Origin of the sequence: Sorangium sp. So ce363, assembly GCF_051520435.1 — a bacterium.
Taxonomy (GTDB): Bacteria; Myxococcota_A; Polyangia; order Polyangiales; family Polyangiaceae; genus Sorangium; species Sorangium cellulosum_B.
Window position 1 is genome coordinate 9,902,434 of sequence record NZ_CP150333.1, and the last position, 23,042, is coordinate 9,925,475.

A 23,042-nucleotide genomic window follows, 5' to 3' on the forward strand; every position below is an offset into this window, starting at 1 on the left:
AAAGCCAAGCTGGGCTAATCGCTATGTTCGTTTCCGGCACGAAGCTCCCCGTTCGATCACGCAGAGCCGATCGCAACCCCTCCGGACCCACTCATACGCATTCGGAGCGGCATCGTACCAGCACATCCTATTGCGCACAATGCCGCACAACGATCTGCCGCCCACACCGCCGGTCCCAGACGGACGCGCCCCACGACAAGGCACTGATGCCCTCGCCCGTCCTGCCCACCTCCCTGCAGCGCCCCACCGCTGTGGCTCTACACCGTGAGCACGACGTCGGCCACGCTGGCGCCGTGAAACGTGCGCATCCACCACGTCCCCGCGGGGAATACAGCGCTGCGTACGCCGGCACGCCATCGCTCCAGCGCCGCACGGTACGACGCTCGAAACGCACGCATAGCGGCACCTGCGACTCGCCACGCATCTCCCTGCTCGCGACCCACCGCAAACGTCGGATTGCCGTCGCGCAGCGGCTCGAAGCTCGTCACGCGCTCGTGAGGGGACACCTTGCCGGCTCTCTCGGCGCCCAAGAAGCGAAGTCCTCGCCGCTGCACCTCCGCGCGGGCCCGCGCTTCGTGTCGCTCGAGCTCGGCAGAGACGTCCTGGCGAAAGCCCTCCGCGCTGTCCTGCTCGATGGCCGGCGGCAGCGTGAGCGAGACGGTCGCTTCCTCGGGCCACTCGGGGTTTTCCGGGTCGAGATACACCGAAGGCCGTGCCGCGCGCAGCACGCCGCGACCGAGCTCGTCCACATCCACCTTGGCGCCCGGCCACTCGCGAGCATGCTGCACCAGGCCAGCGGCGACAGGATTCGCCATGACGTAAGCAATCTTCTCCACCACCGCAGCGCGCGTCAGCAGCCGCACCACGCTCGTGGCCTCGTGGTCCCATACCGGGCCTTCCCACCCGCGAAGCACCTTCGTGCCGAGCGCGACGATGCGATGGAAGAATTGCAAGAACCGCGGCAGGACGCCCCTCGAGTCGGTCACGACCAGGTGCAGATGCGTCGACATGGCGCAGATCGCATGGACCTCGATGCTGTAACGGCGCGTCGACACCGCGAGGACGTAGACCAAGAGCTGGGTGATTGCCGCATCCGGGCGGAAGAGCAGGTGCCGGCGCAGGACGCGACGGGTGATGAGGTAGGTGGCTCCGGCAGCGATCTCGCGGGGCTGGCTCATGACAGGCGCAATAAGACAAGCGCCGTGCCAGGGATTTCCATCAATCATTTCGCTGCTCGACCAAGCTTCGTGGGTGGCGGCCGCCTGGCGGTCCGCCACCTGAGCTGGAGCTGTTGCGACTACTCCTAGCCCGACCTGGGTTGCGGTTAGTCCGACCCAGGTCGGGACGCCAACCTCGGTCTGCCAACCTGGCCCACCGCCAACCTGGGTCAAACCCGGAGCGCCACCAACCTAGGTCGGCCCCGGTACCCCAACCTGGGTCGGATCCGGGTCGGTCGGTCGCCCCCAACCTGGGTCGGGTCGTCATGGTAGCGTCCTCGCATGGAGCTCCGCCTGCGCGGCCTCACCCACCTCGATCCGCTCGCGGTCCCTCTGCCCCACGGCACCGAGGTGACAACCCGGGTCGACCGCGTCCTCGGGGAGCGCCGCGTCCTGCAGGGCGCCATCGGGCGCGTCGTCGGCTCGGCGGGCGCCGAGCTCGACGTGATGCTCGTCGGCGTGGGCGTCGTCCGCTACCGCCGGGACGAGCTCGTCCCGCGCAAGACCGGCCAGGTGCGGCACGCGGAGCGGCGCAGCGCCGCCTGGGACGCGCTCCTGCCCGCCGTCGTCCTCGAGGCCGTCGTGGGATCGCGCGCGTGGGGGCTCGCGAACGAGGGGTCCGACACCGACCGGCGTGGCGTCTTCGCCCTCCCCTTCCCCTGGACCACGGGCCTCGCCGAGCCGCCGCGGGACCTCGTGAGCGCCGACGGCAGCGCCTCGTACTGGGAGGTCGAGAAGGCCATCCGGCAGGCCCTGCGCGCCGACCCGAACACCCTCGAGCTGCTCTTCGTCCGCACCGCCGAGGCGCGCGACGACATCGGCGCCTGGATCCTCGAGGCGCGCGACGCGTTCGTCTCCTCGGCCATCTACGGCAGCTTCGGCCGCTACGCGCTCTCGCAGCTCAAGCGGCTCTCGCAGGCGCACCGGCTGGCCGAGCACCGGGAGCGCGTGCTCGACTGGCTCGCGAACGACCCCGCGATGTCGCTCGACGACGTCGCCCGGAAGCTCGCCGCCATCAGCCCGCGCGCCGCGCCGACCGAGGCCGACAGGGAGCTCCAGGCGAAGGAGTACATCAAGCAGCTCTACCGCTCGCTCCACGACCAGGGCCTGCTGCCCGCGCGCGACTTCGCCTCGCTCGCGGCCTTCGCCCGGGCGGACAGGACGTCGCTCGATCTCTCCCGCGACCTCCGCCCCAAGAACGCCTACAACCTGGTTCGCCTCATCGCGACCGCCATCCGCTGGCTGCGCGACGGCGAGGTCGACCTGGTCGTGCAGGGCGATCTCCGCGAGACGCTCCTCGCCATCAAGAGCGGCGCCTGGCCGCTCGATCGCACCATCGAGCTCGCCGAGTCGATGACGCCCGACCTCGAGGCCGCGCGGCTCGCAACCAGGTTGCCGCCGCACCCCGACGTGCCCCGCGCCGACGTGCTCCTCCGGCGGGTCCGCGAGGAGATCGCCCGCCGGCACCTCGCGGCGGAGCCCGGCCCCCTCGGCAAGGACGCTCCCCCCGCGCCGGTCGCGGCCTGGGACGACAGAGACGCGGCCCCCACGCCCGGCAACGACCCCGCGCCCGGCAACGAGTTGAGAAAGGACGACGGATGAACCCCCAGGTGCTCGAAGCAAAGCAGCAGGAGGTCGCGGCGCGCGTCATCGCCGAGGAGGAGGCCAAGCGTTCGCACCTCGTCATCGCCCTCAGCGGCGCGCACGCGTACGGGTTCCCCTCGCCGGACAGCGACCTCGACCTCAAGTCGGTTCACGTCGAGCCGACCGAGAAGCTGCTCGGCCTCCATCGCAGCAACGCGAGCCCCGAGCGGATGCAGGTCATCGACGGCGTCGAGATCGACTACACGTCGAACGAGCTCCACCCCGTCCTCATCGGCGTCCTCCAGGGCAACGGCAACTACATCGAGCGGATCCTCGGCCCCCTCCAGCTCCACGTCGATCCCGACCTCGCCTCGCTTCGCCCGCTCGTCGCCGCCGGCCTCTCGCGCCGGATCTTCCGCCACTACATCGGCTTCGCCACGAGCCAGCTCCGCGCCTGGGAGGCGGGAGGGCGCTCGTCGGCGAAGAAGCTCCTCTATGTCCTCAGGACCACGTTGACCGGCGCCCACGCCCTCCGGACGGGCGAGATCGTCACCGACGTCACCGCGCTCCTCGACCTCTACGGCTTCAGCGCCGCGCGCGAGCTGGTCGAGGCCAAGCGCGCCGGAGAGCAGGCGCCGCTCGCTCCCGACGTCGCCGAGCGCTGGGCCGAGCAGATCGCCCGCGCCTTCACGACCCTCGAGGTGGCCCGCGACCACGCCGTGCTGCCGGAGGAGCCGCCCAACCAGGGAGAGCTCAACGACTGGCTGCTCGCGCTGCGCAAGGCGCGGCTCTGAGGCGCGGCGAGGGTTCGCAGGCACGTCCACCGACGTGCGCACACGGGCACGCCGGAGCGCCGATCCCCGGACGGCCCAGTGCCGCTCCACGCTCGTTCCCTCGGCGCATGCCCGGCCAGCCCGGTCTCACCGCGGCAGCGAGCAGCCGTCCCCGCACGCGTTGCGGCCGTCGCCGCACTTCACCGCGCGCCCCTGCCCCACGCAGGTCACCGGGCATCCTCCCCCGGCATTGGAGCACGCCACCGCGCACGAGCCCATGCACATCACCTGGCATCCTCCGACCCGATTGCACCTCACGACGCTCCTGTCGCCCACGACGTGGGCGCACTTGTTGACGTCCTCGCAGGTGATCGAGCACCCCGCGCCGCAGGTGACCTGGCACGTCTCCGCGTTGCGGCAGTCGGTGGAGCAGCCGTCGGCGCACGTCGTGCTGCACCCCTTGCTCCTCGCGCAGGAAGACTGGCAGTCACCGGCGCAGTGGCTCGCGCAGCTCTCTCGATCGGAGCAGCTCGGCCTGCAGCCGGGCGCGTCGCCGCACGTCAGCAGGCAGCTCACCGGCACGTTTCCCGGACTGCCGCCCGGGCAAGTGCAAGGCACGCCCGGCGGGCAGCCGGCGGGGTCGACCGCGAGCGCCGCAGCGCTCGGGGCCCGCGCGGCGTCCGGGAGGGACACCGGCGCGCCGCTGTCGCCAGCGTCGCCGGCGCCCTGGTCGCGGGAGGGCCAGAGCAGCAGCACCATGCCGACTCCCACGCAGAAGAGGAGCGCCCCCACCCCGCCGACGACTGCGATCTGCGTCGCTCCCGGCGCGCGCGGCCCCCGCCCCTGGGGCGCGGCCCCCGCCCCCGGATAAGGCTGGCCCGGAGGAGCCCCCGTCGAGGCGGCCACCGCCGCCGGCATCACCCCCCCCGGCGGGCTCGCGCTCGGGAACTGCGCCCCCACCGGCGGCCCGTCGGGGATGGCCCGGCCGTACGCGCGCGTGCGCTCGTCCATCTTGGCCAGCTCCCCCGTCGCGAAGGGCGGCTCCTCGCCCCGTCGCAGCGCGCGCACGTCAGCGAGCATCGTTTGCGCGTCCGGATAGCGACGCTCGACCTGAAAGGCGAGCGCGCGGTCCACGACGCGCGCGACCCGCGGATCCACGCCCGGCGCCACCGTCGACAGCGGAGGAGCTGGCGTCGTGCCCCTCTTCACGAGGAGCTCTCCCTCGGTGAGCCCATCGTCGTCGTGGACTCGACGGTTCGCGAGGACGGTGAACATCGTCGCGCCCACCGCGTAGAGGTCGGCCCGCCCGTCCACGTTCCTCCCCAGGATCTGCTCGGGCGCCATGTAGCTCGTCGTGCCCAGCACCGCGCCTGTCCGCGTCTTCAACCCCGAGCCGCCCTGCTTCATGCGCGCGATCCCGAAATCGAGCACCTTGAGCCGCCCATCGCGGGTCACGAAGAGGTTGTCCGGCTTGATGTCCCGATGGACGATCCCGGCGTCGTGCGCTGCCTTGATGACCTCGAGGAGCGTGTCCATGTGGGCGAGGAGCTCGGTCGAATCGATCGTACCGAGCCGCAACACGCGCTCGCGGAGGCTCTCTCCGTCGAGCAGCTCCATGACCAGGAACGGCTCTCCTCGCTCGGTCACGTCGATGTCGTGGACCTGCACCGCGGCCGGGTGCCCGAGCCGCGCGGCGGCGAGCGCCTCCTGCTCGAAGCGGGCGCGGAGCTCCCGGGACACGGCGCCCTCCGGGTGCAGGATCTTGATGGCCACGCGGTGCCCCACGTGATGGGTGGCCGCGTAGACGGCCGCCATCCCCCCCGCCCCGATCAGCGCGTCAATCCGCCATTTTCCGTGGAGGATCGTCCCGACGCGGGCTCGCAGCCGCTGGATCTCGTCCTCTTCCGCTTCCGACATCGGCGCGGAGGCTAGCACGGGCTGCCGCGCGGCCGGCTCGCGCGGAGGCCGCGCCGCGCGCGCAGCGCCCTGTCACGCCCCCCGGCCGCGACCGCGGCCCGCCGCCTCCCACGCCCTCGCCACCGCCTCTTCCGCGCTCGCGACCGAAACGATCCGATCCGAGCGCCGGTCGTCCACGCGCCCCCCGGCGAGCTGCCTCGCCCAGCCCCCGCTCGTCGCGAGCGCGAGCACCGGCTTGCCGAGCTGCCAGGCGACGGCGATCTCGCTCAGCGTGCCCGCGCCGCCGCCGACGACCACGACCACGTCGGCCATGGCGACGACCAGGATGTTGCGCCCGATCTGCATGCCGGTCGGGACGACGATGTCCACGTACGGGTTGGCCGTGGACGCCTCGTACCCTGGCAGGATCCCCAGGATATCGCCGTCGCGCCACGTCGCCGCCTCGCGCCCGCCGCGCGACACGGCGGCCATGACGCCCCCCAGCCCCCCGGTGACCAGCCGGAACCCCGCCTCCACGGCGCGCCGCCCGAGCTCGACGCACACAACCTCGGTCGCCGCGTCCACCGCGAGGCCGTTGCCGATCACCGCCATCACGGGGCGGCGCGGCACGTAGGGAGCGATGTCCCGCTTCGTGTCCTCCTCTTCTCGCTCGTCCCGATCGTCGTCCATCACGGCTCCGCTCCGGCGCCCGCTATTTCTTCAGCCGGCCGATGAGCTGATCGCCCAGCTTGGGCTGATCGATCTTCCCGAGCCAGATGCTCCACACGGCCTTCATGAAGTCCACGCCGGCGACGCTCGCGCTGCTGCCGCCGACCGCGACGGTCGTGCTCTTCTTCTCCGGATCGTACTGGATGGAGATGCGCGCCCCCTCCTTCAGCTCCCCCTGGAACGCGCCCACGAACGCCTTGATCTTCGCCTGATCCGTGTACCCGTTCATCGCGAAGGCGCCTGTCAGCGCGTCGTGGATCTTCTCCTTGTCCACGTCGCGCAGCATCTTCCAGACGAACTTCTTCGGGACGTCGGCGTCGATCACCGCCTGCTTCGATCGCGACGCGGGCGCCTGCTTCATGAAATGGCTGATCTCGTAGACGTCGATGTCGATGAACGCGATCGTCTTGACGCGGACGCCGGTGCCCGTCAGCGCCCAGTCGTCGGCCCTGACCGGGGCGGCGGCGGCGAAGGTGAAGAGGGCCGCGAGGGCGACGACCAGGACCATGAGCTTCTTGGGAATGAGCTTCATCGGAGACCCCCTGGAGGGCGCGGGCCGGCCGAGCCCCCCGAGGGCACTGCTCCCCGGGCCGCCGTTCGTGCGCCTGATCGAGCTAGCCCCCGCGGCCGCGTGGAGTCAAGGCTCGCGCCGGCGCCGCGAGCGCGCTCGGTCGCGTGGTCGCGTGTCGCCCGGCGTCGGGTCGCGCTACCGCTGGGCCGGGTAGAGGCCGTCCACGGCGTCGGCCCAGAGCTTGTTCATGGCCACCCGCCCGGCGGGATCCGGGTGCACCTTGTCGGTGAACTGGGTGGGATGGTCCTCGAACCACGCATACAGATCCGGCCCAGGAGGGAGGCCGTTCTCCTCCGTCAACGCGTCGATCGCCTGATTGAACGCCGGGACGGCGTTGTGGTGGCCGTCCGGCGAGAAAGGGATGTGCGCGAGCACCGGGACGCGGCCCGCTGCCTCGATCTTGTCGATGAGCTGCTGCAGGTTCGCCTTGAAGGTGCTCGGGTCGGTCTGGTCCCAGGAGTCGTTGGTGCCGTAGCCGATCGCGAAGTAGTGGAAGTCGGGGTTCATCTCCAGGACATCATCGATGCGATCGAGCGCGCTGGGCTTGTCGGTGCTCTTGGTGAGCTCTCCCCCGATGCCGCCGTTGATCATCGCCGGATAGTGGGCCGGGTGCGCCGCGTGCACGTTCTCGGCGAAGCTCGGCTGCGTGGCCGGGGTGTCGCGGTCATAGGCGAACGCCGTGATGCTGTCGCCGAGGAAGAACCACGTGTCCTCCGCGCCCTTCGAGATGTCGTGCACGTCGATCTCGTCGAGCTGCACGCCGGTGTCGTCGGTCGTCGCGGGGGCCGCGGTCACGACGAGCCGGACCCAGCTCTTGCCGCCGAAATCGAAGCTGTGGGCGCGCGTGCGGACCGGGTTGTTGGTCACCTCCGCGACCTGGGTCCAGGTGCCGTCCGAGCCGTTCGTGGAGTCGCTCGACGTCTCCACGCGGTAGGCGCCCGGCGCCCCGTATTGCACGTCCGTGTAGTTGTAGTTGTACGAGGCCGTCCAGCTCAGGAGCAGCCGCTCGTACCCGGTGCCGACCTGGATGGCGACCCAGGCGGGCGCGGCCGAGGTGGGCTTGCCCGCGATCCAGGTCCCCGCCGACCTGTACTTGCCGTCGTTGATCACCGACGCCGTCCCCGCCGAGGCGAAGGCCGGCTTGCCGCGGGAGATGATGGGATTGGGCACGATCCCCTGCGCGTCCGCACCGCCCGTGCCGCCGCCGCCCGTGTCGCCGCCGCCCGTGTCGCCGCCGCCGGTGCCGCCGCCACCCGTGTCCCCGGCGCCGCCCGTACCACCGCCCGCGCCGCCCGTGCCCTGCGCGGTGGTGCTCCCGGAGCCCCCGGAGCTCGCCGACGAGCCGCCCGTGCCCCCGGAGCTCGCTGACGAGCCGCCGCCGCCGTCGTCATCCGAGCAGGCCGACAGGAGGACTACCGCCCCCAGCGTAAGGGCCAGGAAAGGTGACTGTTGAAATGAACGAAAAGCCATCGAAACTGACCTCCAGCGCCGGGCACTCTGGGGCAGTTCGGCGCCACGATCAATAGCGGAGGCGACCTCCGTCATCGATCCACGCCGACAAAGTGAACCGGTAAAGTCCTGTTCGCTGCATCACGGCTCGCAGCAGCTCAGGACAATGCGCCGGCGGGAGAAACTATCAACTGAAACGGTAAATATCCAGAGATGTTCTCCGTGGCGCCGGCGGGACGGCAGGTCCTCGCGACGGACGGTACCCACGTCGAGCGCTCCCCCACAAGCCAGCACGCACGACGCCAGACGAGCGACGAGCGGTGCCGTCGGGGGGCGCTCCGGCGATACCGCCCCATACGGCGCGCTTGACAGGGACGACAGTTCCAGCGTCCATGCGCCAGGAGACAGCACGCGAGGGGTGAACCATTGAACGCCAAGAAAGAGCCGAGACTGCGCGCGCCGGGACGATCGAGGGCGGCAGGGCTGGTGGCGGGGCTCTTGGCGGTCGCCATGCCCCTCGCGGCAGCGGCGGACCCCTCGGGAGCTCCGGGCGCCCGCTCGGCGGCGGGAGGTATCGAGGGCCTGGCTCAGAGCGCCGCCCACTTCCGCCTGGCCAACGGCCTCGAGGTGCTCCTGGAGGAAGATCACAGGCAGCCGACGGTCGCCGTCGTCGTCGCGTACGAGATCGGCAGCCGCGATGATCCGCGGGGCTATAGCGAGCTGGCGCACCTCGTCGAGCACATGACGTACCGGGGCTCGCGTCACATGAAGCCGTTCGATGCCCTGAGCCTGCTCGAGCGAGCGGGGGTGCACCGCATGAACGGGGTCACGAGCCCCGACCACACCGCCTACTACGCGCTCGCGCCAGCGGCCGCGCTCCCCCTCGCGCTGTGGATCGAGAGCGAGCGCATGGCATTCACGCTCGAGCGCTTCAACGAACAGGCGCTCGCGCTCGAGCAGAAGATCGTGCGCAACGAGCTCTTGATGAACGATGGCATCGAGAAGATGTTCCAGCGCCACACCTGGCGTGCCATCTTCGGGCAGGACCACCCTTACTCGGGCTCAGAGCTCCCTCTCGACGATCTGGCGGCGATCGAGCTCCGGCACGCGCAATGGTTCTTCCAGCAAGGCTACCGTCCGAGCAACGCGCGCCTGATCCTGGTCGGCGACATCGATCCACGGGCGACCCGCGCCCTCGTGGAGCGGTACTTCGGCCCGGTGGTCAATCCGAAGACGCCGTTCGTGCGCCGACGGACGGCCCCGGCCGCCTTCGCCGCGGCGCGGCGACTGACCTTCGAGAACGCGGTTTATCGTGAGCGGATCGAGATGTGCTGGGCGGCACCGCTCGCCTCGTCGCGCGAGCGGGTCGCGGCGGGGCTCGTCGCCCACGCGTTGGGGGAGTCGCTCCGGACGCGCCTCGTCGGCGATCAGGGGACCCTGTCGCACGTCGCTGCGGACATCGACGACCGGGACCTGGGATCGGTGTTCTCCGTCTCGGCGACCCTGACGAAGCACGCGACCCACGCCGGCGTCGAGGCGGCGATCGAGCGGGAAATCCGCCAGATGTGGAGCATGGACTGGGGCGCCCTGCTACCGGAGCTGAAACAGACCGCGATCGTCCGCGAGCTCATGTCGCATGATCAGCCGATGGGGCGCGCGTTACGACACCTGAAGTCGCTGCGCTCCACGTCGCGACCTTTCGACGTGGCACGGCGGATCGCTGAGATCCGCGGCGTCACCCCCGACGACGTGCTGCGCCTGCGCGGCTACTTCACGACGGATCGGCGCCTCGTCGCCCGCCTCGTCCGCGTGGAACCCGAGGATCTCGCGTCCCGTGAGGGCAGGTTGACCGTCGATCCACGCTGAGGTGTCCGCATGAGACGAGCAAGCATGGGGTGGGCGGCGCTCTTCGGTGCAGCGCTCGCGGGCTGCGGCTCGCGGGTGGAGCTGCCTCCTCCCCTGCCGCCGCTCACGCCGACCCCGGACGCCGAGTTCCGCGCGAACGCGCCGCCGCTCGCGGCTGAGCCGGCGCTGCGAGTCCACGACGTCCGCTCGGCCGAGCTCGAGAACGGCATGACGACGCTCGTCGTCGAGCGGCCCGAGCTGCCGCTCGTGACGCTGGTCTACGTCAACCGCGCGGCCCGCGACGATGGAGCGCCGAGCCACGCCGGGCTCGCGGAGCTCACAGCCCGGATGTTGAACGAGGGGACGCGGCTGGAGAACGGCGAGGTCCTGCGCCAGCTCCGCATCAGCGGTGAGCTCCCCAGGTGGAGCGTGAGCTCCGCCGGAACCGCGATCGCGATCACGACGCTGGCGTCTGGCGCCGAGAAGGCGGCATGGCTCCTGGCGCGACTCGTCCAGCACCCCGTCTTTGACGCCGACTCGCTCGAGAGCGCGCGCGGCGCGCAGTCCCAGGCGCTGTTCAGCCGCTCCCTCGGTATCTCCTCCCAGCTGAACGAGCTCGCCCTCGAGGGGCTGTATGGCCCTGATCACCCTCTGGCGCTGCCATTCAAGGCCTTTGGGAGCAATCTCAGGGGTTTCTCCGGGCATCAGGTGAGGAGCTTTTACTCGCGGCAATACGGCCCGCGCGACAGCGCCCTCATCGCCGTGGGCGCCGTGCAAGCCGAGGCGATCTTTGCGCTCGCGCGCCGCCACTTTGGCGCATGGTCCCCTGCGCAGGGCCAGGTGCCGCCTGAGCCAGCGCCGCCAGCGGTCATCCCCCGCGGCGACCGGGAGATCCGGATCGGTGCGATTGCGGGTGGCACGTCTGACGCCAGCCTGGTCGTCGCTTTGCCATGCGCCGGCTTGTCAGACCCGGACGCCCTCGCTTTCGATCTCATCGCCATGCTGATCGGCGGGCTCGTCGTGTCGCGTTCTGCAGCCACGCTCCGGCACGACACGGGGATAAGTTATGGGGTGCACGCCGCGTGCTATCAACGCAGGACCGCTGGCCAATTCTTGATCGAGCTCAGCGCCGATCTCGATCGCGCAGGTGAGAGCCTGGAGAAGATCCTGGCGGAGATCCGGCGGTTCAAGAGCTCTCCGGTGACGCTGGCCGAGCTAGAAGCGGCGAAGATGCGCTTCCTCGGCCAGACGGCCGCTGCTGTGTCGTCAACGCCGGGTCTGGCCGGGGCGCTCGCGGACCTCTATCTGAACGCGCTGCCGCTCGACCACCTGGCGACGCTGGAGCGCCGGGTGCGCGCCATCAGCCCCGAGCAGCTGCAGCGCGCCGCGTCGCGATACTTTGACGCCCAGATCGGCATCGCCGTCTATGGCCCCCCGCGGTTGCTCCACGACCAGCTCGTGAGCCTCGGCGACGTCCAGTGGGCGGTGCTGAAGACGACGAGGCCAGAGTGATTTCCATCTCCGCTCGGTAGCTCGGCTCGAGCTCGCAGCGCAGGCGCGCTCAGCCCGCCGCGCGCGCCCGCGGACTCCTCACCTCATCCCTCCAGGCCCTTGAACGGCTCGCGCCACGCCTCGATCTCGTCCAGCTGGTTCGACAGCCGCTGCACCTCGGGGTAGTCCGCCAAGGGCAGCCGCGCACGCGCTGCATACGGAAAGACGAAGGCCACGCGGAAGTCGGCATAGCTCAGCTTGTCGTCAATCAGCCAGCGGCGGCCCTTCAGCAGACCGTTCAGGACCTCCGCGAACTGTCGGAACTCCTTCAGGTGCCGGTCCATCACCGACTGCTCTTCTCGGTCGGTCGTGAACGTGGGCTTGACGATGTATTCGAAGTAGAGCGCGCTCGCCGGTGGACTGAAATGCTGGTGCGCCCAGCTCAGCCAGCGCAGAAGCTCCGGCAGACGAGCGGGCGCGGGCCAGAAGTCCGAGCCAGTCAGCTGACACAGGCGACAGGCAATGGCATCGGCTTCCCAGAGGGGCGTGCCGTCCTCGACGAGGATCGGAACGCGCGTATTGGGGTTGAGCGTTCGGAAGAACTCGATCTGGTCCGGCGCGAACGGGGCCGCGCGGATGAACTCCACCGGCGCCTGGACGTGCCGCGCCACAGCCACGGCGAGACGCGGGTTTGAGTTGTGCGAGTAGTAAAGCTTCATCTGACCTCCGTTCGGCCCCGCGCTGCCGGGGCACGCCCAGCTGGCCCAGTGGATGGATATCAGACCATTTGCGCCGCCGTCAACCGGGCCCGCACGCTGTCGAGGGAGAGCGGCGCCTTGGGTGCATGGATACCTTGGTGGGATGGCGTCGCGCTTCCGGGGGTGCAGGACCGCACAGAGGATCTTCTGTCACCCGAGATGAGCGGCCTTTCGCCGTTCCCCCCTCTACCCGCCCTCCGCCACCACCTCGCTCCAGTCGATGTCGAACCGCGCCAGGTACTTCCGCAGCCGGTCCGCGTCGTTGACGCTCTTCTTCTTCGCCCGCGACGCCGCGAACAGCACCCGTCCCGCCTCCGACAGCGACCGCGCGCTCCTCAGCACCCGCAGCACCTCGGCCAGCTGCACCCGGTCGAACGGGTCGAGCGCCGCCGCCCGGCGCGCGCCGAGCGCCGCGACCACGAGATCCTCCCCGTCGCTCCCCTCCCCCGCCGCGCCGCCAGGCCTCCACCAGGCGCCCGATCTCCTCCTCCACGATCGGCACCCCGATCCTCCCCCCGGGCGCGAGCGTCGCCATCCGCGTCACGGCCGCGTTGAAGTCCCGGAAGTTGCCCGGCCACACCGCCTCTCGCGACGTCGCGAACTCGAGGAACCGCGCGCGCGCGTCGCGGCTCATCGTGATCCGCACGCCCAGCAGCCGCGCCGAGGCGTCGAGCTCGTAATCGAGGTTCGGCTCGATGTCCTCGACCCGCTCCCTGAGGCCCGGGAGCCGGAAGGTCCACAGGTTGATCCTCGCCAGAAGGTCCTCGCGGAAGCGCCCCGCCAAAACCTCCAGCGCGAGATCCCGGTTCGTGCCGGCGAGCAGCTGGAACTCGCTCCTCACCTCCCTGTCCGAGCCGACCGGCAAGAACGCCTTCTCCTCGATCGCCCGCAGCAGCATCGCCTGCTCGTCCGCGCCGAGCTCGCCGATCTCGTCGAGGAAGAGCACCCCCTCGTGCGCCTTGCGCAAGAGCCCCGGGCGGTCCTGGAGCGCCCCCGTGAACGAGCCCTTCGTGTGCCCGAACAGCGCCGACATCGCCCCGTCGCCGCGGATCGTCGCGCAGTTCAGATCCACGAAGTCGCCGCCCACCTGCCGGCGCCCCTTCTTGAGGTCGTAGATCTTCCGCGCGAGCTGCGATTTCCCCGCGCCCGTCGGGCCCATCAGCAGGATCGGCGCCCGCGACGCGATCGCCACGTGCTCGATCCGCTCGATCAGCTTGTTGTACGCCGCGTTGCGCGTCTCGATACCGCTCTTCAAGAACGACACCCCCTCGCGCTGCTCCTTCTGGAACCGCGACGCGATGCGGTCGTACTTCGAGAGGTCGAGATCGATGATCGTGAACGACCCGGCCGCGAGCTCCGCACGGTCGCGCTTCGGCGGCGACGTCTGGATGAGGCGACCGGGGAAGTAACGCGACTCCGTGAGCAGGAACAGGCAGATCTGCGCGACGTGCGTGCCGGTCGTGATGTGAATGAACCGGTAAAGTACAGTTCGCTGCACCACAGATCGCAGCAACACAGGAAAGTGCCTCGGCGAGTGAAACTGTCAACTGAAACGGTAAATATCCAGAGATGTTACCCGTCGCGACGGGGGCACGGCAGGTCCTCGCGACGGACGGTGCCCACGGTCGGGATCAACCGTTCGGGCAGGTGCCCGCAGCGCGAGTCGCGCTGTACCGGCGGCTGCTCGCGGCCGCCGACGCCCAGCCCGACGAGGCCCTCCGCCACGAGGCGCCCGGCGGCTGAGCCTCACTTGATGGTTCGGACGAGACGGAAGCCGACGCCTCGGTACGCCGCGTCCGACGCTGGGTAATTCTGGCCGGCCGCTCGCAGCATATCCCGCGAGCCCGCGGCGTTGCCACCCCGAGCCACGCGGAGATCCGCCGCGTCGGTCCTCAGCGCGATCTCCGTGGCAGGGTTCGTCACGGGCCCCTCGGCGTCGTGAAAGACCGGTCGATCGCTGGTCCATTCGAAGACGTTGCCGAGCATGTCGAACAGGAGCCAGCGGTTGGGCCGCTTCGTCCCCACGGGGTGCGTGCGCCCCCCCGAATTCACGTCATACCATGCGATGGGCTCGAGGCTCGGCTCGGGGTCGTAGCGCGCATCCGGATTCGCTCCGGTGATGTCACCTCCGTAGTAGGCCGTCCTCGTCCCCGCGCGCGCGGCGTACTCCCATTCTGCCTCCGTTGGCAGGCGATAGCCCTCGCACTCGTGGACGCTCGTCGCGCCGCCCGTGAGGTCCACGCGACCGCAGATCACGCCGCGGCCCAGCTCGCCTTGACATTCGGAGAGCTCGAAGCAGGGCGCGAGCGGCGGTTCGTGACGTGCGGAGAGCAGGTTCGCGAAGAGCAGGGCTTCGAACCACGTCGCATAGCGAAGCGGGCACACGTCGTCCTTGCAGGTCACCGGACCTTCCTGCACCTTCTCCGGCTTCTCCGGCATGACGCTGACGAGCTCCGACCACTGCTTGCGCGTCAGCTCGAACTGCCCGATCTCGAACCCGCGCTCGAGCGTGACCGCCCTTGGGATCTCGGAGCTCTCACCACGCCAGAGCTCGCTCTCTGGCGAGCCCATGATGAAGCAGCCCGGCGGAATGCGACACCAACCATCCGCGCACTCGGCCACCACCGCCGGATGCCGACACACGGATCCATCGGCGGAGGCGGCTTCCCAGCCAGCCACCTCCGGACCGGCCGGATCCATGTTGCTGGCCGGCACGACGGAGGGCTCCTGGCGCTCCGCCTCGGGCTGGCAGCCGAGGGGTACGATCAGGAGAGCCCAGAGAGCGACGCCGATCGCGCACGTCATCGAACCGCTTGTATTCATGGCTCGTCGCTGACCCCGAGGTCCGCACCCACGACTTCGAATCGATCCGCTGCGGGCTGAGTCTTGAACCCCTCCGTCACGAGCAAGGCAACGCCGCCGAGCAGGCTCTCGTGGCCCAGTCCGCCATTCCAGCTGACGCGCTTTCCCTTGCAAGATTCGATGTTCTCTGCCGATTCACTGCACGCGGCGAGGTAGGCGTCGAAGAGATCCTTCATCCTCCAGCGCAACTCCGGCGTCGGATGGTTGTCGACTCCGTAGAGGAACTCCAGCCAGTCGTACTCGGTGCCGAACGAGAGGAGGTCGGGGGACGAGCTCCCGTCGATGCAGTGCGTGTTGCGCCACCGGACCGCCTGCTTGCAGCTCACCGGGATCGGCGGCTGATTGATGTAGAGGCCGGTGTCCTCATCGAACGCGCAATCGGTCACTCCCGGCATGCACTCCGTGTTCGATATCGGCTTGTAGTAGACGAACGTGCAGTCCGATTCCATGTCGGCGTTGAAGGCCTTGGCCGCGAAGTACTGAGCAAATCCCTCGATCTGCGCGGCGTTCGGCTCCTCCAGCGATTGCAGGCAATGGAGCCGCTGATCGGGGGGGACGCCATCGCAGCGACAGAGCGCGGGTTGGTTGGCTTCGCCCGCGCCGCAGCCGTACTCCTGCTTCATCAGCCCTTGACCATTGCCCTGAATGAAATGACCGAACTCGTGCGCGACGATGTACTTGAAGCGGGTCGTCGAAGCGACCAGACCATCTGGCTCGAGAAGCAACGTGTTGCCGCGCCTGCAGCTCGTCTGGAGCTGCTCCCCCGTGCAGGAATCGCTGGTGAGGCAATATTCGTCGACGACGATCTCGACTCGACCATTGCCCTCGTAGCGATAATCGATCATCGCACGTACGATGCCAAGCTCGCCATCGCTCTCGTGTTCACGTTTGAGCATCTGGCTGATCGCCGCGCCGGCTCGGGTGATCGAGTTGTGCTCGGTGAAGACCGGACGAAGGGGGGCCGGGGGCGTCGTGGGCCAATCGATCTGGCGGGCCGAGCACGTCGCGTCGGTGACGCTCCCGACGTCCTCCGCGTAGATCGCGCACATGGAGGCCGGCCCGCTCTGCCCGGTTTGCCGCACGACGACGTTGGCCCCGGTGAACGCTGAGCCGTTCATGGCGCAGTTGGTCCCCGAAGGGTCCAGGCAGTGCTGGCTGATGACGCGGGTCGCGATCTGGAGGTCGGTGCCCAGCTGCCAGTGCGAGCGAACGGGGAGCTTGGGCCTCGGAACGCAGCCGTTGCCGTCGAGCACGCCGCCGCGGTCGAACAACACGCCGGTCGAGTTCGTCATCGTGATCTGGTAGCGCGCAAAGCTCGCCGGGACCGGCTGCATCGCCTTGCCGGGAAGGTAGTCCTCGCTGCCGATGCCAGTCCAGGGGCCAGAGTCGATGAACTGCGCGTTCCAGTCGAAGCAGATGTCCGGGCTCGCGATCGGCGTCGCGGTGAAGCACATGCGGCCGCCGTCGATGCACGTCTCGTTCGCGCCGGTAGCGCCGGTATACAGGTCGACGTCGAACCCGTAGTCCCGGAGGTCGTCGTCTCCCAGGCAGAACCATGCATCGTCGTCGTTCACGTCGACCGAGACGTGGACCGTGGCCCGGTCGCGGGCGACCTGCACCGTGCCGCTGCTCGTCTGACCCTTGTCCTGACCGTCGATGACGAGCTTGGCGACGAACGGATCGACCGAACCACACAGCCCCTCGCTCTCATCGAAGTTGAGCGAGGTGACCGTGAACGTAAATGCGGCGGGGCCAGCCTCCTCGTTGCTCGTGTTGCCCACTTGCGGGCCCACGAAGTCGCCGTACACCTCCGAAGCCAGGTGGGACGTGGCAGACGTCGTCACCTCCGGCGCGAGCTGCACGCTCAAGGACGCGAGCGACACGCCCGGGCGCTCGATGGGGACGAGGGCGGGCGGCGGGGCAGGCTCTCGCTCCGGGGGGACATCTCCCAGATCGCAAGCGGGGCTGGACGAGCTCGCGGTCGCCGTCTCTCCGGCGAGCTGCCACGAGAGGCTGCCGCTCAGGTCGAAGGGCGCAAAGAACACCTTGTCGTGCACCCCGGGCAAGAGCGTCGTGGGCGGCGCCACGTCTCCCGCGGGGACGAGCTGGTTCTGGGGGCCGAGCGGCACCGTGACCGGGAAGTCGCTCTCGTTCTCGTAGCCGAAGAGCGCGGCCCCCGCAGGGTGCTTGAAGCGTCGCACGCACTTGACCACCGGGTGAATGTTCAGGACATCGTGCCAGTGGTCGAAGGGGTCGAACGTGATGGTGGAGCCCGCCTCGGCGGCCTCGACCGTTTGCCCGAAGAACGACCCTCGATGTCCGGGCGACCCGACCGGCGCGAGGCGCAGGGTCGCGCTGGGCGCCACGATGGTCCCGTTGAACGCGGACTCGAGCGAGACGGTCCCGGTCCCGAGGTAGGCCAGGAAGAAGCTGCTGTCCGGGCCGACGATCTGAACGCCCCCTTTGAAGTCGAGCAGCTGGCGTACGTAGACGATCACCGGGCCGGCCGACGTGTCGAGGCGGGCGATCGACTGAGGCTGCATCTGGAGCTGATCGAGATAGTACGTGCCCGAGCTGAGATCCAGCGTGCTCCGAGAGCCGACGGAGACGCTCGTGTAACCTCCCGGAGCCAGCGACGAGGTCGTGTCCGGTCCGACGGGCGGTACGCTGACGAGCGACGGGAAGTCGATCGTGAAGCGCAGGTTCCCGAGCGGGCCGAGGGGCGTGGCTGCCAGCTCGGTCCCGACGATCGCTGCGCCGGCTTGCTTGGTGATGGTGCCTGCCGCCTGGACCGTGCCGGTGGCCTCCGTCTGACTCCCGAGCCAGATATTACCTCCGCTGACGAGCGACCCGGTCCTCGTCGCGGCGTTGACCTCGAGGAGGCCGGTGCCGACGTTCACCGCCGGCGCTGGCGCGCCGTTCACGTCTCGCAGCGTGACCCCCCCGGCGATGCGCAGCGACTGCGATGCATGAAGGGCGACGTTGCTCTGTGAAAAGCCTGCCGGGAACCCGAGCGCAATCTCGAACTGGTTCACGAGCGCCTGCTTGGCCGTGGAGATCGCGGCCTGCTCGGGAGCCTCCCCCTCGGGCGTACCACAGCCTACCACGCTCACGCTCGCTGCCAGCGCCAAGGCCCGCGAGAGCCGCGCCTGGATCCTTGAACCGTCGTTCGTCGTGCTTCTTCCTCTGCCAGCGGCAGAAGGACACAACCTGGTGCGCTCCGGTAGATTGATGTTCTCGTGATTTGTCATTGTCATCCCGTGAGCACAGGCCGCTGTGGAAAACGCTGTTTCTCGGCCGCTCGGACTGGCACGTAGCACTCCATGTGCCAGGCGCAGAGAGCGCGAGATGTCTCGATCCCTCGCGTTCCACGCGCTGGACGACGGGCCGCCCGCCGCGCTGTGAGGCCCATTCTCCGTGACATGTCACGGGCTGCAGCGTGACATGTCACGGATCGCCGCGTGACATGTCACGACCCGCAGCGTGGCACGACCCACGGGAGCGTCGCGCGCCGGTCGCGCGCGGCTCTCGATGGTTCGTCGCCGCAACATCGTTGTCCAGGGCTCGGTCCTGGCCCCGTGATAGGGAGAGCCCTCTCTACCCGCCCTCCGCCACCACCTCGCTCCAGTCGATGTCGAACCGCGCCAGGTACTTCCGCAGCCGGTCCGCGTCGTTGACGCTCTTCTTCTTCGCCCGCGACGCCGCGAACAGCACCCGTCCCGCCTCCGACAGCGACCGCGCGCCCTTCAGCACCCGCAGCACCTCGGCGAGCTGCACCCGGTCGAACGGGTCGAGCGCCGCCGCCCGGCGCGCGCCGAGCGCCGCGACCACGAGATCCTCCCCGTCGCTCCCCTCCCCCGCCGCGCCGCCTCTCACGCCGCCCGCCGCGGGCGCTCGCCGCCAGGCCTCCACCAGGCGCCCGATCTCCTCCTCCACGATCGGCACCCCGATCCTCCCCCCGGGCGCGAGCGTCGCCATCCGCGTCACGGCCGCGTTGAAGTCCCGGAAGTTGCCCGGCCACACCGCCTCTCGCGACGTCGCGAACTCGAGGAACCGCGCGCGCGCGTCGCGGCTCATCGTGATCCGCACGCCCAGCAGCCGCGCCGAGGCGTCGAGCTCGTAATCGAGGTTCGGCTCGATGTCCTCGACCCGCTCCCTGAGGCCCGGGAGCCGGAAGGTCCACAGGTTGATCCTCGCCAGGAGGTCCTCCCGGAAGCGCCCCGCCAAAACCTCCAGCGCGAGATCCCGGTTCGTGCCGGCGAGCAGCTGGAACTCGCTCCTCACCTCCCTGTCCGAGCCGACCGGCAAGAACGCCTTTTCCTCGATCGCCCGCAGCAGCATCGCCTGCTCGTCCGCGCCGAGCTCGCCGATCTCGTCGAGGAACAGCACCCCCTCGTGCGCCTTGCGCAAGAGCCCCGGGCGGTCCTGGAGCGCCCCCGTGAACGACCCTTTCGTGTGCCCGAACAGCGCCGACATCGCCCCGTCACCGCGGATCGTCGCGCAGTTCAGATCCACGAAGTCGCCGCCCACCTGCCGGCGCCCCTTCTTGATGTCGTAGATCTTCCGCGCGAGCTGCGATTTGCCCGCCCCCGTCGGGCCCATCAGCAGGATGGGCGCGCGCGACGCGATCGCCACGTGCTCGATCCGCTCGATCAGCCGGTTGTACGCCGCGTTGCGCGTGTCGATGCCGCTCTTCAAGAACGACACCCCCTCGCGCTGCTCCTTCTGGAAGCGCGACGCGATGCGATCGTACTTCGAGAGGTCGAGATCGATGATCGTGAACGACCCGGCCGCGAGCTCCTCACGGTCGCGCTTCGGCGGCGACGTCTGGATGAGCCGACCCGGGAAGTACCGCGACTCCGTGAGCAAGAACAGGCAGATCTGCGCGACGTGCGTGCCCGTCGTGATGTGGACGAGGTAGTCCTCCCGGTCCGGCGCGAACGGGTACGCCCTCGCGAAGTCGTGGAGCGCGCCGTACACCGCCTCGAAGTCCCACGGATCGTCCACCTCGACCACGTGACCGCGGATGTCCGTCTCCGGCGAGGCGCGCCGCACGTCGCCCATCACCGTCTCGGCCAGGCCCTCGAAGCGGCGCTGGTAGAGCAGCTCGAACCGGTCGACGATCAGGTCCTCGTGCTGGCAGAGCGCCACGCTCGGACGCCAGCGCGACCAGCGCTCCGCCGTCTTCCCGGTGTCCAGCGTCGGGCCCAGCATGCCGAGGACCACGGTCGTCTTGCGCGTCATAGAATGCTCTCTAACCGTTTTATACACAGGTCTAATCCGCAGGGCCAGCGACCCGTGATCGCCTGGATTTCGAGTGGCACGCGCCGTGCGATACGCAGGAACGCAGAACGCAGGAACGACAGACCGACGGAAACGACAGAGACCGACGGACCCCGCCGCGAACGCGAGCCGCGGCGCGCGCCGGACGGCTCGACCCCTCACCGGAGATCTTGCCATGGAGCGAAGCTACAACGTCATCCCCACGGACTCGGGCGTGCCCATCAAGGCGTGGACGGTCGGCGTGCCGTTCGAGACCGCCGCGGAGTCGCAGCTCAAGAACCTCGCCGCGCTGCCGTTCATCCACAAGTGGATCGCCGTAATGCCCGACGCGCACCAGGGCATCGGCGCGACCGTGGGGAGCGTGGTCGCGACGAGCGGCGCGGTCATCCCGGCGGCGGTGGGCGTCGACATCGGCTGCGGGATGATGGCGGCGCGCACGAGCCTCTCCGCGTCGCAGCTGCCGGACGCGCTGCGCGGGCTCCGGTCGGCCATCGAGGGCGCCGTGCCGCACGGCCGCACCGACAACGGCGGGAAGAACGACCGCGGCGCGTGGCGCTCGCCGCCCCCCGCCCAGGTCGCGGCGTGGGCCGAGCTCGAGCCGCGGTACCGGCAGATCGTCGAGAAGCACCCGCGCATCGGGCGCGGCTACGCCATCGAGCACCTCGGCACGCTCGGGACCGGCAACCACTTCATCGAGCTCTGCCTCGACGAGGAGGACCGCGTCTGGGTCATGCTGCACAGCGGGTCGCGCGGCGTCGGCAACCGGGTCGGGAGCTACTTCATCGAGCTCGCCAAGCAGGAGATGAGGCGCTTCTTCATCAACCTGCCCGACGCCGACCTCGCGTACCTGCCGGACGGGACGAGGCACTTCCACGACTACATGCAGGCCGTGTCGTGGGCGCAGGACTTCGCGGCGGTGAACCGCGAGCTGATGATGGCGCAGGTGGTCGAGGCGCTCCGCGGCTCGGGCGAGCTGCCGCCCTTCGACGCGACCGTGGAGGCGGTGAACTGCCACCACAACTACGTGGCGCGCGAGCACCACTACGGGAAGGACGTCCTCGTGACCCGCAAGGGCGCCGTCCGCGCGCAGGCGGGTGATCTCGGGATCATCCCGGGCAGCATGGGCGCGCGCTCGTTCATCGTCCGCGGGCTCGGCAACCCGGAGAGCTTCTGCAGCTCGAGCCACGGCGCGGGCCGCGTCATGTCGCGGGGCGAGGCGCGCCGCCGCTTCTCCGTCGCGGACCACGAGGCCGCGACCGCGGGCGTCGAGTGCCGCAAGGACGAGGACGTGATCGACGAGACGCCGGCGGCCTACAAGCCGATCGACGACGTGATGCGGGCGCAGAAGGATCTCGTCGACATCGTCCACACCCTGCGGCAGGTCGTCTGCGTGAAGGGGTGAGCCCCGCGCCCCGGCGCCGTGATATCGCTGATCCAGGGGAGAGCCGACCGCCATGCTGACCATCGATGGATCCATCGGAGAGGGAGGGGGCCAGATCCTCCGCACGACGCTCGGCCTCTCGCTGATCACGCAGACGCCCGTCCGTATCACCTCGATCCGCAAGGGCCGCGCGCGCCCGGGCCTGATGCGGCAACACCTGACGTCGGTCCGGGCCGCGGCCCAGATCGGCCGCGCCGAGGTGTCGGGCGCATCGCTCGGCTCGCAGGAGATCGTGTTTCGACCGGCCGCGATCGTCCCCGGCGAGCACACGTTCCAGGTCGGGAGCGCGGGGAGCACGACGCTCGTGCTGCAGACCGTCCTGCCCGCGCTGCTCCGCGCGCCCGCGCCGTCGGCGCTCACGCTCGAGGGCGGCACGCACAACCCGCTGGCGCCGCCGTTCGACTTCCTGGACCTCGCCTACCTGCCGCTCGTGAGGAGGATGGGGCCGGACGTCACCGCGACGCTCGTGACGCCCGGCTTCTACCCGGCCGGCGGCGGGCTGGCCCGCGTCTCGATCGCGCCGGCGCCGGCGCTCGCGCCGCTCGAGCTCCTCGAGCGCGGGGAGATCCGCGCCCGGCGGGCGGTCGCGACGGTGTCGAACCTCCCGGGCGCCATCGCGGTGCGCGAGCTCGACGCGGCGGCGGCGGTGCTCGGCTGGGAGCCGGGCTGCTTCAAGCCCAGCGTGCTGAGGGGCGGGAACGGCCCAGGCAACGTGCTCACCATCGCCGTCGAGAGCGAGCACGTGACCGAGGTCTTCACCGGGTTCGGGGTGAAGGGCGTGCGCGCGGAGTCCGTCGCCACGAAGGCGGCCGAGGAGGCGCGCGACTACCTCGCGGCGGGCGTCCCCGTGGGCGAGCACCTGGCCGATCAGCTTCTCTTGCCGATCGCCCTCGCGGGCCGCGGCGCCTTCCGGACCGTGCGCCCGTCATCCCACACGACAACCCACCTCGGGCTGCTCCGAGATCTCCTCGGGATCCGCGCGTCGGTCGAGCAGATCTCGGACGCGGCGTGGCAGATCGAGATCTGGCGCTGAGCGCGGTCCACGGCGGATCCACGGCCGATTGACGGCGGTGTCCCGGTTGTGCCACATCACGACGGGCGTACGGCGCGCCCTGCGTCGCGGGCTGCCCGCGGCACGACGGC

General features: G+C 69.9%; 16 protein-coding genes and 1 pseudogene. 7 read left to right on the forward strand and 10 right to left on the reverse strand.

From position 1 onward, the window contains the following. Nucleotides 1-257: 257 nt before the first annotated feature. Nucleotides 258-1,178, reverse strand: coding sequence for a transposase (locus tag WMF12_RS37220; protein ID WP_437873933.1), 921 nt, complete (start codon nucleotides 1,176-1,178; stop codon nucleotides 258-260). A 321-nt stretch (nucleotides 1,179-1,499) separates the two neighbouring features. On the opposite strand from WMF12_RS37220, the gene WMF12_RS37225 reads away from it, so the two are divergent. Together WMF12_RS37225 and WMF12_RS37230 are read left to right on the forward strand one after the other, a co-directional pair. Beyond that, nucleotides 1,500-2,819 (forward strand): DNA polymerase beta superfamily protein, encoded by a 1,320-nt coding sequence (locus WMF12_RS37225; protein ID WP_437852886.1) that lies wholly within the window; start codon nucleotides 1,500-1,502, stop codon nucleotides 2,817-2,819. Continuing rightward, a complete protein-coding gene (locus WMF12_RS37230) occupies nucleotides 2,816-3,595 on the forward strand; it encodes a nucleotidyltransferase domain-containing protein (protein WP_437852888.1) in 780 nt (259 codons plus the stop codon). The genes WMF12_RS37225 and WMF12_RS37230 overlap by 4 nt, the downstream gene beginning before the upstream one ends. A 126-nt stretch (nucleotides 3,596-3,721) precedes the next feature. Here the strand turns inward: WMF12_RS37230 and WMF12_RS37235 are convergent, their stop codons facing one another. The 4 genes from WMF12_RS37235 to WMF12_RS37250 form a co-directional block, all read right to left on the reverse strand. Next, nucleotides 3,722-5,491 carry a protein kinase domain-containing protein gene (locus tag WMF12_RS37235; protein WP_437852890.1) on the reverse strand — a complete coding sequence of 590 codons (1,770 nt, stop codon included), beginning with the start codon at nucleotides 5,489-5,491 and terminating at the stop codon, nucleotides 3,722-3,724. A 72-nt stretch (nucleotides 5,492-5,563) separates the two neighbouring features. Beyond that, complete coding sequence (locus WMF12_RS37240; protein ID WP_437852892.1) at nucleotides 5,564-6,160, reverse strand: TIGR00725 family protein; 597 nt, start codon at nucleotides 6,158-6,160, stop codon at nucleotides 5,564-5,566. Between the two features lie 22 nt (nucleotides 6,161-6,182). Beyond that, nucleotides 6,183-6,731, reverse strand: a complete 549-nt coding sequence (locus WMF12_RS37245) for a chalcone isomerase family protein (RefSeq protein WP_437852894.1) — start codon at nucleotides 6,729-6,731, stop codon at nucleotides 6,183-6,185. 174 nt (nucleotides 6,732-6,905) lie between these two features. Then, the gene (locus WMF12_RS37250) at nucleotides 6,906-8,240 is read right to left on the reverse strand and encodes a GDSL-type esterase/lipase family protein (RefSeq protein ID WP_437852896.1); all 1,335 of its coding nucleotides are present in this window, start codon (nucleotides 8,238-8,240) and stop codon (nucleotides 6,906-6,908) included. A gap of 489 nt (nucleotides 8,241-8,729) precedes the next feature. Here WMF12_RS37250 and WMF12_RS37255 point away from each other — a divergent pair, with 489 nt between their 5' ends. Both WMF12_RS37255 and WMF12_RS37260 read left to right on the forward strand, forming a co-directional pair. After that, a complete protein-coding gene (locus WMF12_RS37255; RefSeq protein WP_437852898.1) occupies nucleotides 8,730-10,085 on the forward strand; it encodes a M16 family metallopeptidase in 1,356 nt (451 codons plus the stop codon). Between the two features lie 9 nt (nucleotides 10,086-10,094). After that, nucleotides 10,095-11,576: a M16 family metallopeptidase gene (locus WMF12_RS37260; RefSeq protein ID WP_437852901.1), complete on the forward strand. Its 1,482-nt coding sequence runs from the start codon at nucleotides 10,095-10,097 to the stop codon at nucleotides 11,574-11,576. 83 nt (nucleotides 11,577-11,659) lie between these two features. On the opposite strand, the gene WMF12_RS37265 is transcribed toward WMF12_RS37260, so the two are convergent. Together WMF12_RS37265 and rtcR (WMF12_RS37270) are read right to left on the reverse strand one after the other, a co-directional pair. Then, nucleotides 11,660-12,274, reverse strand: coding sequence for a glutathione S-transferase family protein (locus tag WMF12_RS37265; protein WP_437852903.1), 615 nt, complete (start codon nucleotides 12,272-12,274; stop codon nucleotides 11,660-11,662). 225 nt (nucleotides 12,275-12,499) lie between these two features. Further along, nucleotides 12,500-13,784, reverse strand: a pseudogene (gene rtcR / locus WMF12_RS37270) (RNA repair transcriptional activator RtcR); the annotation flags it as partial. Nucleotides 13,785-13,882: 98 nt separating this feature from the next. Between rtcR (WMF12_RS37270) and WMF12_RS37275 the strand changes: the two are divergent. After that, the gene (locus tag WMF12_RS37275; protein WP_437852905.1) at nucleotides 13,883-14,056 is read left to right on the forward strand and encodes a hypothetical protein; all 174 of its coding nucleotides are present in this window, start codon (nucleotides 13,883-13,885) and stop codon (nucleotides 14,054-14,056) included. 3 nt (nucleotides 14,057-14,059) lie between these two features. Here the strand turns inward: WMF12_RS37275 and WMF12_RS37280 are convergent, their stop codons facing one another. The 3 genes from WMF12_RS37280 to rtcR (WMF12_RS37290) form a co-directional block, all read right to left on the reverse strand. Then, the gene (locus tag WMF12_RS37280; protein ID WP_437852907.1) at nucleotides 14,060-15,118 is read right to left on the reverse strand and encodes a formylglycine-generating enzyme family protein; all 1,059 of its coding nucleotides are present in this window, start codon (nucleotides 15,116-15,118) and stop codon (nucleotides 14,060-14,062) included. A gap of 14 nt (nucleotides 15,119-15,132) precedes the next feature. Further along, nucleotides 15,133-18,288: a hypothetical protein gene (locus WMF12_RS37285; RefSeq protein ID WP_437852909.1), complete on the reverse strand. Its 3,156-nt coding sequence runs from the start codon at nucleotides 18,286-18,288 to the stop codon at nucleotides 15,133-15,135. Nucleotides 18,289-18,772: 484 nt separating this feature from the next. Beyond that, on the reverse strand, nucleotides 18,773-20,419 hold the full coding sequence (gene rtcR / locus WMF12_RS37290; protein WP_437852911.1) for an RNA repair transcriptional activator RtcR: 1,647 nt from the start codon (nucleotides 20,417-20,419) through the stop codon (nucleotides 18,773-18,775). Between the two features lie 214 nt (nucleotides 20,420-20,633). On the opposite strand from rtcR (WMF12_RS37290), the gene WMF12_RS37295 reads away from it, so the two are divergent. After that, complete coding sequence (locus tag WMF12_RS37295; RefSeq protein WP_437741496.1) at nucleotides 20,634-21,860, forward strand: RtcB family protein; 1,227 nt, start codon at nucleotides 20,634-20,636, stop codon at nucleotides 21,858-21,860. Between the two features lie 52 nt (nucleotides 21,861-21,912). Continuing rightward, nucleotides 21,913-22,932, forward strand: coding sequence for an RNA 3'-terminal phosphate cyclase (gene rtcA, locus WMF12_RS37300; RefSeq protein WP_437852913.1), 1,020 nt, complete (start codon nucleotides 21,913-21,915; stop codon nucleotides 22,930-22,932). Nucleotides 22,933-23,042: the final 110 nt, after the last annotated feature.